Annotated in this window: 8 protein-coding genes; 6 read left to right on the top strand and 2 right to left on the bottom strand. The window is 67.0% G+C overall.

From position 1 onward, the window contains the following. The first annotated feature begins 127 nt into the window (after positions 1-127). The 3 genes from AC1DX5_RS15690 (at position 128) to pepF (ending at position 5,396) form a co-directional block, all read left to right on the top strand. A complete protein-coding gene (locus AC1DX5_RS15690; protein WP_478016303.1) occupies positions 128-1,741 on the top strand; it encodes a DUF6311 domain-containing protein in 1,614 nt (537 codons plus the stop codon). 34 nt (positions 1,742-1,775) lie between these two features. Next, complete coding sequence (locus AC1DX5_RS15685; protein WP_478016302.1) at positions 1,776-3,410, top strand: DUF6311 domain-containing protein; 1,635 nt, start codon at positions 1,776-1,778, stop codon at positions 3,408-3,410. Between the two features lie 117 nt (positions 3,411-3,527). After that, on the top strand, positions 3,528-5,396 hold the full coding sequence (gene pepF, locus AC1DX5_RS15680) for an oligoendopeptidase F (RefSeq protein ID WP_478016301.1): 1,869 nt from the start codon (positions 3,528-3,530) through the stop codon (positions 5,394-5,396). Positions 5,397-5,404: 8 nt separating this feature from the next. Here the strand turns inward: pepF and AC1DX5_RS15675 are convergent, their stop codons facing one another. After that, positions 5,405-6,367 (bottom strand): bifunctional helix-turn-helix transcriptional regulator/GNAT family N-acetyltransferase, encoded by a 963-nt coding sequence (locus tag AC1DX5_RS15675; protein WP_478016300.1) that lies wholly within the window; start codon positions 6,365-6,367, stop codon positions 5,405-5,407. 201 nt (positions 6,368-6,568) lie between these two features. Then, positions 6,569-7,621, bottom strand: coding sequence for a mannose-1-phosphate guanylyltransferase/mannose-6-phosphate isomerase (locus AC1DX5_RS15670; protein ID WP_465170040.1), 1,053 nt, complete (start codon positions 7,619-7,621; stop codon positions 6,569-6,571). Between the two features lie 222 nt (positions 7,622-7,843). On the opposite strand from AC1DX5_RS15670, the gene prsK reads away from it, so the two are divergent. The 3 genes from prsK to AC1DX5_RS15655 are packed head-to-tail and all read left to right on the top strand — an operon-like array spanning position 7,844 to position 12,135. Beyond that, complete coding sequence (gene prsK, locus AC1DX5_RS15665; protein WP_478016299.1) at positions 7,844-9,904, top strand: XrtA/PEP-CTERM system histidine kinase PrsK; 2,061 nt, start codon at positions 7,844-7,846, stop codon at positions 9,902-9,904. Further along, entirely contained in the window at positions 9,901-11,265 is a 1,365-nt protein-coding gene (prsR, locus tag AC1DX5_RS15660) for a PEP-CTERM-box response regulator transcription factor (protein WP_478016298.1), read from the top strand. Before prsK ends, prsR begins: the two co-directional genes overlap by 4 nt. Before the next feature lie 57 nt (positions 11,266-11,322). Then, positions 11,323-12,135: an ATP-binding protein gene (locus AC1DX5_RS15655; protein ID WP_465170043.1), complete on the top strand. Its 813-nt coding sequence runs from the start codon at positions 11,323-11,325 to the stop codon at positions 12,133-12,135. Positions 12,136-12,175: the final 40 nt, after the last annotated feature.

Genomic DNA, 12,175 nt, shown 5'->3' with positions numbered 1-12,175 from the left:
CTCCAAGCCCCTCCACCACGCGCTGAAGAAGCGCGCGATCCCCCTCCCCGAGCAAGCTCGGGGAGGAACGGAGGGGAGGAACAGGGGCCATGGATTTTCAGCCTCTACTCCGCCATGACCCTCGCCGATGCGCCGCCTGTTCACCTGGATCCTGCCCTGGCTCGCCCTGAGCATCGCCGCGTTCTTCAGCTGGCAGAATCCATCGGTGCTCAACCCGACGCGCATCGCCTGGCTGCTCGACGGCAATGATCACGGACAGGCCGCGATCGGCATGGCCGCCTATCTGCGCGCGCCGCCGCCATGGCCGTCGCTCCATTCCAACCTGCTGATGGCGCCCGACGGCATTCCGCTCTCGCTGACCGACGGCAACCCCCTGCTCGGCCTGGTGCTGCGGCCCTTCGCATCGATGCTGCCGGCCGGCATCCAATATGTCGGCTGGTGGCTGTTCGCCTGCATCCTGCTCCACACCGCCTTCGCCGCGGCGCTGGTCCGCCGTTTTATGCCGAGCCCGCTGGCGACATGGATCGGCGCGGCGCTGCTGACCCTGATGCCGGTGCTCCTCGCGCGCTTCGGCCATGTCAATCTGTGCGCGCAGTGGCTGATCCTGTGGGCGCTGTGGATCTATGTCGATGCCGCGCGATCGGAGCGCCCGGTCTTGTGGGTGGCGGTCATCACCGCCGCGATCCTGATCCACCCCTATATCCTGGTGATGGTCGCGGCGATCTGGGCCAGCGCCATGCTCCGCCAGTTCCTCGCCGCGCGCGACGGCAAGGCGCGGGTCGCGATGATCGGGGATGTCGCGATCGTCGTCGCGCCGCTGCTGATCATTCCCATCCTGCTCGGCACGGTGAGCGAGCCGACCCTGACGGTCGGCGGCTATGGCGGTTTCTCGATGGCGCTGGATGCGCTGTGGAATCCGAACGACCGGGCATATTCCGCGCTGCTCCCCGCCCGCGCGCTCGATCCGGGCCAGGCGCTCGAGGGCATGAACTATCCCGGTCTCGGCCTGCTCGCGCTGATCGTCATGGCGATCTTCCAGGGGTTGCGCCACCGCGCCGACATCCGCGACGACATGCTTTTCCGCCGCCTCGCCTGGCTGCTGCCCGCCTTTGCCGTGCTGACTCTCGTCGCCATCGCGCCGCATCTCATCTGGCGCGGCGCGGTGATCGCCAGCCTGCCGATGCCCGACTGGGTCGGCAAGATGCTCGATCCGATCCGCGCGTCGGGCCGGATGTTCTGGCCGGTGCTCTATACGCTTGCCTTCGCGGCGATCGTGGTGGTGGGGCGGATGCGCTTCGGCACCTGGCTGCTGGCGGCGGCGCTGTTGCTCCAGATCGTCGACCTGCAGCCCTTGCTCCGGTCCGCGCGGGAGAGCGGCGGTTGGGCGGAACTGGCCAGCCCGTATCACCGCACGCTCGATCCCCGCTGGGACAAGGTGATCGCCGACGCCGACATGATCCAGTTCGAGCCGCCCGAAATGTACCGCGACCTGGCGCTGATGGAGGAAGTCACCTGGCGGGCGATCCTCGCCGGCAAGCCGGTGCGGTTCTTCTACGCCTCGCGCGAGACGGTTGCCGTGCGGCGGCGGCTGAACGCCGACAGCGCGGCCTTCGTCATCGGCCAGACCGACCCGCGCCGGCTCTATGTCCTGCTCGACGGCAAGGCCCCGCCGATCCTCGCCGGCCGGGTGCGAAAGCTCGACGGCGTCTCGATCATTCCAGCGGCGACACGTCCGCGTTAACCCTATGGTCGCGCAAATTCGGCAGAAGCGGGTCATGACCGCCGCGCTTCCCCGCTTCCTGGCTCTTTCGGCCATCGTCGCCTGCGCCTTCCTGGCGTGGATCAACCCGGCGACGCTCGACATCACCAATGTCGGCTGGGTGCTCGGCGGACAGGATTGGGGGCCCAATGCGCTGGGCCTGGCGGCCTATCTTCGGGCGGGCGACTGGCCCGGCACCGGCACGCCATTGGTGCTGTCGCCCGAGGGAATCCATCTGCTGATGATGGACAGCAATCCCCTGCTCGGGCTGTTGCTGAAACCGCTGGCGCCCTTCCTGCCGGCAAGCGTGCAATTCATCGGCTGGTGGTTGCTGATCAGCCTGGCGCTGCATGTACGCTTCGCCTGGCTATTGCTGCGCGACCGGGCGCCCGATTTCGGGAGTGCCTGGATGGGCACGGCGCTGATGACCCTGCTGCCAACGCTCTATAACCGCTCGGTCCATTCGAACCTGTGTTCCCACTGGCTGATCCTGTGGGCGCTATGGATTTTCCTCGACCGCGACCGGTCGCGGCGCTGGGGACACTGGCTTGCGGTGATCGGCGTGGCCGGGCTGGTGCACAGCTATCTATTGCTGCTGGTCGGTGCGATCTGGGGTAGCGCCATGCTGCGCGAGATCGGGACCGGCACCGCGCGTGATCGCCGTCGCGCGGCGGGGCTGGTCGGCGTTGTCGGGCTCGGCGTGGCCGGGCTCGCACTACTCCACGGCCTGGCCGATCCGCCGCTGTCCACCGGCACCTTCGGCGCCTTCCCGATGGCGCTGGATGCGCTGATCAATCCGGCCAATCCCGGCTACAGCCTGTTCTGGCCGTCGACCGCGAATGACGAGGGTCGCGGCTTCGAAGGCTATCAGTATCTCGGGGCCGGGCTGATCCTGCTCGTCGTGGTCGCGCTGGTCAGTGCGGTGCGAGGGCCCGCGCCGGCCCCCACCTCTCCGACGCGCGTTCCGATGGACGATCTGCGCTGGCTCGCGCCCGCCTATATCGTGCTGACCCTGCTCGCGATCGGTAATGTCGTACTGTTTCACGGCGAGCGCATCCTGTTCGTGCCCCTGCCCCAGACGGTGGTCGACCTGCTGGACATCGTCCGCGCCTCGGGGCGGTTGTTCTGGCCGGTCGCCTATACGCTGATCTATGTCGCGATCCTCATCGTCTACCGGCTCGAACGGCGGACCCTGGTGCTGGCGGCCGCGCTCGTGCTGCAGGTCGCCGACATGACGCCGATGCTCGCCGCGTTGCGCGGCCTCACCGCCCGGGCAGGCCAGCCCGGTACCTATGAACTCACGCGTGATCCGCGCTGGGATGCGGTGATCGCTAGCGCCTCAGCGATCGAGATGCAGCCGCCCGATCCGTTCCGCAACCTCAAGCTGATCGAAGAGATCGGCTGGCGGGCGATGCGCGCCTGCCGCCCGATGCGCCACATGTATGTGTCGCGCGTGCCCAGGTCTGCACAACAGCGGATCGACGCCGACCGCCGCGCGTTCCTCGCCGGCAGGCTGGATCCGACGCGCCTCTACATTCTCTATCATGGGGAAAATGCCCCCGCGGCGCTCGCGTCGCGCGTGCGGGTGCTGGACGGGATCGCCTTCATTCCGCCGGCACGCCCCGCACCGCCGCCCACCCTGTGTCGTTGAGCCGGTTGAGCAGGTCGTTCGCAGCAGACCTGCCCTGATTTATCGGCCCACCCCCTTTCCAACAGCCGATAAGGGGGACAAAGTCGTTGCGATCGATACTTTGGGGATCCCCGTCACATGACCAGTCTTTCGCGCCGCGAGGCCCTCGCCGCCGCCGCTCTGACCACGCTCGCCGTTGCCATGCCCGCCTGGGCGCAGGACGCCAGCACCGCCGGCACCGTCGCCGCCTGGGACCTGAGCGAGCTCTATCCCAATGACGCCGCCTGGGACGCCGCGCGCAAGGACGTGCTGGCGAAGATTCCCGGCCTGCTCACGTTCAAGGGCACGCTCGGCACCAGCGCCGACGCGCTCGCCGCGGCGCTGGTCGCCCAGTCGGATCTCGGTCGCGTCGCCAGCCGGGTCTATACCTATATCAGCCTGAAGGCCGACGAAGATCTCCGCGTTGCCCCCGCCCAGGAAAAGCAGGCCCAGGCGAACGACATGTTCACGGCGTTCGGCGAGGCCACCTCGTGGATCGCGCCCGAGCTGCTCGCGGTCGGGAAGGCGAAGATCGACGGTTTCGTCGCCGCCAATGACGTGCTGAAGAAGCGCTTCGACTTCTACCTCGCCGACATCCTGCGCCAGGAAGAACATACGCTGTCGCCCGAGGGCGAGAATCTGCTCGCCGGCACGTCCTCGCCCTTCTCCGGCGCGCGCGACACGCGCGAGCAGCTGGTCGCGTCGGACATCCCCTGGCCGACCGTCACCCTGTCGACCGGCAAGCAGGTGCGGCTCGACGACCAGAATTATACGCTCACCCGCGACGCGCCCGACCGCGCCGACCGCAAGCTGGTATTCGACACGTTCTGGGCCGAATATGGTAGATTCCAGAGCTCGCTCGGCACCGCCTATCTCAGCCACGTCAAGGCCGACATCTTCCGCAAGAAAGCGCGCAAATACCCGACGTCGCTGGCAATGTACCTGTCCGGCAACAACGTGCCCGAAGCAGTGTACCGCTCGCTCGTCGCCGAGACGAACAACGGCCTGCCCCAGCTCCACCGCTATTTCGAGCTGCGCCGCCGGATGCTCAAGCTGCCCGACATGGCCTATTACGACATCTATCCGCCGCTGGTTCAGCTCGACAAGAAGGTGACCCTGGCGGAGATGCGCGCCACCACGATCGAGGCGGTCAAGCCGCTCGGTCCGGAATATGGCGCGCTGTTCGCGAAGGCGACCGCGGCGAAGTGGATGGACCCGCTCCCTCGTCCCGGCAAGAAAGCCGGCGCCTATATGAACCCCGGCGCATCCTACGACGTGCACCCCTATCTGCTGCTCAATCTCGGCGAGAATTACGACGGGATGACGACCTATGCCCATGAATGGGGGCATGCGATGCACTCGCTGCTGTCCAACAGGAACCAGGTCTACGAAAAGACGGATTACCCGATCTTCCTCGCCGAGATCGCGTCGACCTGCAACGAGCAGCTGCTCGCCGCCTATATGGTCAAGCAGGCCAAAACGAAGGAAGAGAAGCTCTTCTATCTCGGCCAGCAGCTCGAGGCGATGCGCGGCACTTTCTACCGCCAGGCGATGTTCGCCGAGTTCGAGCTGGCGGTGCACGACAAGGCCGAGGCGGGCGAAGGCCTGTCGGGCGAGAAGTTCACCGCGATCTATCTCGATCTGCTGAAGCGCTATCATGGCCCCAAGGTCGCGATCGACCCGGCTTACGCGTCGGAATGGGCGTATATCCCCCATTTCTACACCAGCTTCTACGTGTACCAATATGCGACCTGCATCTCGGCCGCGTCCTATTTCGCCCGCTCGATCCTGAAGGGCGGCGCGAAGGAGCGGGACAATTATCTGAGCGTGCTGAAGGCCGGCGGATCGGACTATCCGGTCGACATCCTGAAGCGCGCCGGCCTCGATATGGCGAGCCCCGCGCCGTACCAGGCAGTGGTCGCGACGTTCAGGGACACGCTCGACCAGGCCGAAGCCCTGATGGGGTGAGCCTGCGGCTACCGGCCGGTTTCGGCCGGCCGGTAGCGCATGGCCACGTCGCACCGCGCATAGCGCGCGCCGAAATCGCGCATGATGTCGGGATCGTGCACGAAGCCCAGCTTCTCGTAGAGATGGATCGCCGCCTCGCTCTTGCGGTTGCTGAGCAGGTAGAGCGTCTCCGCACCCATGTCCGCGGCGCGCGCGATGACGGCGCGGAGCAGGAATTCCCCGGCCTTGCGCCCGCGCGCCGAGGCCAGCACGCCCATCTTGGTCAGCTCGAACCGCCCCGGCCCGGTCTTTTGCAGCGCGCAGGTGCCGACAATGCCCAGCCCCTCCGCCGCGACGAACAGGATGTCGCCGCCCGGATCGATGATCCGCGCGCGCGGATTCTCCAGCACGTCGCGATCGGTCTGCTCGAGCCGGTACATCGTCTCGATCCACTCGGCGTTGATGTCGTGGAAATGGCGCGCCAGCGCATCGTCATAGCGCAGGATCGTCAGCCCGAGATCGGCGGCGCGCCGATCGAGCGGCTTCTCGTCGAGCGCGCGCTCGATCGCCGAGATCTGACCGAGCAACGGTCCGGACAAGGGCTCGCACATCGCGGCGACCGCCATGTCGATCCGTGGCCAGACTTCGCGCTTCGACACTTCCATCGCCGCTTTGCCCGCATCGCTCAGGGACAATGATTTCTGCCGCTGGTCCCGCCCATCCCGCGTCACCTCGACCAGGCCGAGCTCGATCAGCCGGGCCATGTTGCGCGTCACCCCGGGCTGGCTGATGCCGAGCGTCTCGGCGATCTGGCCGACCGTCACGCTGCCTTCGCGTTCGATAAGGGCGAGCAACGGATATTGGCTGGGCTGGATCGGCAGACCGGCCTCAGCCGCGACTTTCTGCACATCTGCCTGCATCCGTTCCGCCAGCCGCTTCAGCCGGGTTCCGAGGAACAGATGCCCGAGTTCAGCAACGATATCGCCAGCCATGGGCTACTCCTTACACACCGCATAACGCGTTATATAACACGGTATTTGATATGCAAGTGGCACGCGAACAGACGATTTTTGTCACACGGCCAATATGACCGCCCCCAACAAACAACTGATATACATCGACAATGTCTGAGGATTTCTGGCAGAAGCCCTCATGGGGGTGTGACAAAAGTCTCCAACAGGCCGTGCGCCCGCTTATCCTTTCATCGCCTCGATCAGCTTCTTCACTTCCTGGCTGCGTCCGCGCGGGAGGATCAGCACATCGTTGCCGCTGGCGACGACGATGAGATCCTCCACCCCGACGATCGCAATGCGCACGCCGTCGCTGCGCACCAGGCAATTGGCGGTGTCGATCGCGATCACCTCGCCATGATGCACATTGCCCGAATCGTCACCCTGGCTGATCTCGTGCAGCGCATCCCAGCTGCCGACATCGCTCCAGCCCATGCTGACCGGCACCACGGCGACCCGCTCCGCCTTTTCCATCACCGCATAGTCGATCGAATCCGCCGGCGACGCGGCAAAGGCATCTGCGTCGGGATAGATGCGGCGGTCCTCGGTGCGCGCATCCGCCATGGCCCGCTGGCAGGCGAGCAACATGTCGGGCGCATAGGCCGCCAGCGCCCCCAGATAAATGTCGGCGCGGAACAGGAAGATGCCGCCATTCCAGGCATGGTCGCCCGCCGCCAGCATCGCCTCGGCCTTGTCGCGCGGCGGCTTCTCGACGAAGGTCGCGACGCGGTGGACGCCGCCGGAAATCTCCTCGCCGACATGGATCCAGCCATAGCCGGTCTCGGGGGTGTGCGGATCGATCCCGAAGGTAACCAGCCATCCTTCCGCCACCAGCGGCATCGCGGCGTGGATCGCGGCATGGAACGCCGGCACGTCAGTGATGACATGGTCGGACGGCATCACCAGCAACGGGTCCGCACCCCCGCCGGCCGCCAACGCCGCGAGCGCAATCGCCGGCGCGGTGTTGCGCCCCATCGGCTCGAGGATCAGGGCCTGCGCCGCCGCCTCGACCGCGGCGAGCTGTTCCTCGACCATGTCGGCATGCCGTGCATTGGCGACCACGATCGGTGCCGCGAACCGCTCCCCGCAGGCGCGACGCGCGGTCAGCTGGAGCATCGTGTCTTCCGCTGTCAGCGACAGCATCTGCTTGGGCCGTTCGGGTGTCGACATCGGCCATAAGCGCGTGCCCGACCCGCCCGACAGGATGACAGGGATGATCGGCTTGGAAAGCGGCATTCGCGAATCTCCTGTAGACACCCCCCTCTAGAGCCGGAGGCGCCGCATAGAAACTGCCCTGGATCAATCCGGGTCCAAGCCATGGCAACTTCGTTACGATCAGCGAATAAAACCGCGCGACCGGCCGGTGTTTGTCAATTTCGGCGACGCTGCGCGTCGCGTGTCGGATTTGTTTACACTTTCATGCGCACAAGGCTCGACGATGATGATCGGGCTGATTCGATGCCGGTGACGGCCATCCTGTGGAGCCACGCGCTCGCCGCCCTGCTGTTCGCGGGCGTGGCGCTCACGCGCCTGCGCGATGCCGGAACGGCCCTGCCCCGCCTGACCTTCGTGGTCGCGCTCGGGGTCACCGCGCTCTGGGCGCTGGCCGTGGCCGGGATCGGACCGTTCGATCTGGTGACGCGCATCGCCGAAGGCGCGCGCGATATCGCCTGGCTCGGCTTCATGTTCGCGCTGGTCCGCCGGAACGGCACGGGTCCCGCCGAACGCGCGGTCGCGACCATCTACGGCGTGGTGGCGATATTGCTGGTCGTGGGGACCGGCCTCGCGGTCGCCGACGAGACGATCGGGCGGGGCTCGGTGCTGGCGCTCGCCACGGTGCGCACGCTGTTCGGCACCATGGCCGCGATCAGCGCGCTGGTGCTGGTCAATCACCTCTATTCGGCCGTCGCGCCGCGAGCGCGCGGCGGCATCTCGCTCGTGGTGATCGCGCTGGCGGGCATGTGGAGCATGGACCTGCTGCTCCATGCGACCGTCTATCTCACCGGCCAGACGCCGAGCGCGCTGATCGTCGGCCGCGGGGTGGTCATGGTGCTGGCCGCGCCGGCCTTCGCGATCGCCGTGCACCGCAATGGCGACTGGACGTTGCACCTGTCGCGGACGGTCGCTTGGCAGACGCTGACCTTCGCCATCACCCTGTTCTACGCGCTGGCCATGCTTGCTGCGACCAGCGCGATCGCGGCCCTTGGCGGCGACAATGCGCGGATGCTCCAGACCGCCTTCGTCTTCGGGTCGACCGCCGCGGTGCTCACCATCCTGTCCACGCCCTGGGTCCGTGCCTGGACCAAGGTGAAGGTCGCCAAGCACCTGTTCCGGCACCGCTATGATTATCGCGCCGAATGGATCCGCTTCACCGATACGCTGGGCAAGCCCGGCGAAGGCGCAGCACCGCTCGACGAGCGAATCGTCAAGGCAGTGGCGGACCTCACCGATTCGCCCGCCGGGGTGCTGCTCGTCCCCGAAGGGCCGGGCCTCGGCATCGGCATGGACTGGAACTGGGCACGCGACGACCTGCCACCAGCGGGCGGCGACGAAGCGCTCGCGACCTATCTCGCCACGACCGGGCGGATCATCGAGCTCGACATGGTGCGCGCCGATGCCGGCGAGCCGGGCGAACTCGCCAGCGTGCCCCTGTGGATGATGGACGCGAGCGCCGCCTGGGCGCTGGTGCCGCTGGTCCATCTGGACCGGCTGCAGGGCGCGATCCTGCTCGCGCGGCCGCCGGTCGACCGCTCGCTCGACTGGGAGGATTTCGATCTGTTGCGCATCGCCGGTCGCCAGGTGGCGAGCTACCTCGCCGAGGCGCGGGCGCAGGAAGCATTGTCCGACGCCCAACGCTTCGACGAGTTCAACCGCCGCTTTGCCTTCATCATGCACGACATCAAGAATCTGGTGAGCCAGCTGACCCTGACCGCGCGCAATGCGGAGCGCCATGCCGACAATCCAGCGTTCCGCGCCGACATGGTCGCGACGCTGCAGGAATCCGCCGGCCGCATGAACGATCTGCTCGCCCGTCTGTCGCAGCACCATGCCGGCCGTGCCGAGGAACCGCGCGCGGTCGAAGTGATGCCGCTGGTCGAGCGAGTCGCGACCCGGCGGCGCAGCCAGCACCCCATCGCCACCATATCGCGCGGCCCGGCGGTGGCACGCGCCGACCCGGCCCGGCTCGAGCAATTGCTCGGCCATCTCGTCCAGAACGCGATCGAGGCGAGCGACCCGACGGAACCCGTGACGATCGCGGTCACGGCAAAGGATTCAAGAGTGGAGATCGACGTGATCGACAAGGGCTGCGGCATGTCGCCTGCCTTCCTGCGCGAAAAGCTATTCAAACCCTTCGTCTCGTCGAAGCCGGGCGGCTTTGGCATCGGCGCCTATGAGGCGCGCCAGCTCGTCGAGGCGATGGGCGGCACGATCGACGTGACGAGCCGCACGGGCGAAGGATCGCGCTTCCGCGTCACCCTGCCCGCCGCGCGCGAGATGATGGTCGGGAAAGCGGCATGAACGGCAACGGCACGCCCAAACCGAAGCTGCTGATCGTCGAGGACGATCTCGGCCTGCAGCGCCAGCTGCGCTGGGCTTATGAGGATTATGAAGTGATCGTCGCAAGCGACCGCGCCGCGGCGCTCGACGCGATGCGCGCCGAGGAGCCGGCGGTCGTCACGCTCGATCTCGGCCTGCCGCCAGACCCCGACGGCGTGAGCGAAGGCTTCGCCACGCTGGAGGCGATCCTCGCGCTCAAGCCCGATACCAAGGTGATCGTCGCCTCCGGGCACGGCGCCCGCGACAGCGCGCTCAAGGCGATCGGCGACGGCGCCTGGGATTTCTATGCCAAGCCGATCGATATCGACGCGCTCGGGCTGATCGTCACGCGCGCCTTCCATGTCCATGCGCTGGAAGCGGAGAATCGCCGCCTCGCCGAGCGTCAGGAAGGCGAGACGACCCTGGGCGGCATGATCTCCGCCGCGCCCGAGATGCTGAAAGTGACGCGCACCATCGAACGGGTCGCCCGCGCCGATGTCTCGGTGATGCTGCTCGGCGCCAGCGGTACCGGCAAGGAGCTGCTGGCGCGCGGCCTGCACGATTCCAGCCACCGCGCGAAGGGCGCCTTCGTCGCGATCAATTGCGCGGCGATCCCCGAGACACTGCTGGAAAGCGAGCTGTTCGGGCATGAAAAGGGCGCTTTCACCGGCGCGGTGAAGACGACCGAGGGCAAGATCGAGCAGGCCAATGGCGGCACGCTGTTCCTCGACGAGATCGGCGACGTGCCGCTGCCCCTTCAGGTGAAGCTGCTGCGCTTCCTGCAGGAGCGCGTGATCGAGCGGATCGGCGGACGCAAGGCGATCCCGGTCGACACCCGCATCGTCTGCGCGACGCATCAGGATATCGACACGATGGTCGCCGAGGGCCGTTTCCGCGAGGACCTCTATTACCGCCTCGCCGAGATCGTCGTGCGCATCCCGTCGCTTGCCGAGCGTACCGGCGATGCCGGGCTGCTCGCGCGGCATTTCCTCAAGAAATACGCCAAGGCAATGAACAGCGCGGTCACCGGGCTTGCACCGGACGCGCGCTCGGCGATCGACGCCTGGGGCTGGCCCGGCAATGTCCGCGAACTGGAGAACCGCATGAAGCGCGCGGTGATCATGGCCGAGGGCAAGCTGATCACCGCCGCCGATCTCGACCTTGCCGAGGGCGCGGACGACATGCCGCTCAACCTCAGGGCCGCGCGCGAAACCGCCGATCGCAAGGCGATCCGCCACGCCCTGACGCGGGCCGAGGGCAATATCTCGAATACCGCCAAGCTGCTCGGGGTGAGCCGTCCGACATTGTACGACCTGCTGAAAAGCTATGACCTCCACGCCTGAGCCGCCGCCCCGGCAAAAGCTGTTGCCTGGAAAGCGGGTGGTTGTAACAGGCCGGGAATGACCGATCCGCTCCTCCGCATCGCCGACGCGCTCGATCGGCTGTCGCCACCCGCACCGCCGGCGGCCGATCCGCTCACCCACCCGGCCTATATCTGGCGCGGCGACACGCTGACCGCGGCGCGCGACTTTGCCGGCCTGCCGCTCGACCAGCTCCAGAACATCGATCTCCAGAAGACCGCGCTGGTCGACAATCTCGATCGCCTGGCAAAGGGCGCCGCGGCGCACGACGCGCTGTTGTGGGGCGCGCGCGGCACCGGCAAGTCGGCGCTGGTCAAGAGCGTGGTCGCCCATGTCCAGGCGACGGGCGGCAATCTCGCGCTGATCGAGGTGGTGACGACCCGCCTCGATACCCTTCCCGCGCTCTTTGCCGCGATTGCGCCGCTTCCGCGCTCCTTCGTCCTGTTCATCGACGATCTCGGCTTCGATGCGGCCGGCGATGCCCGTGCGCTGCGCTCGATGCTTCAGGGCGGCGCAGAGGCCCGGCCCGCCAATGCGCGGCTGATCGTCACCTCGAACCGCCGCCACCTCATCCCGCGCGACATCGCCGAGCAGGAAAGCGCGATCAACCCGCGCGACTCGGTCGACGATCAGCTCGCCCTGGCCGACCGGTTCGGGCTCAGCCTGGGCTTCCATGCGATCGATCAGGACGGTTATCTCGCGATCGTCCGGGGCTATGCCGATGCCTATGGCCTGCCGTTCGATCCGGTCGAGGCGGTCGGCTGGGCAACGCGGCGCGGCAGCCGCTCCGGGCGGGTGGCCTGGCACTACATCACTGATCTGGCCGGACGAAATGGAAGATCTCTCAGATAGTCATTGATTTGGTTCAACTTTGTCGGAACCCGCCTTGACT

The sequence above is a fragment of the Sphingomonas sp. P2_B6 genome, from assembly GCF_056404755.1.
Note: the sequence above shows the minus strand (reverse complement) of the source record. Positions and strands in the feature narration are given on the sequence as shown.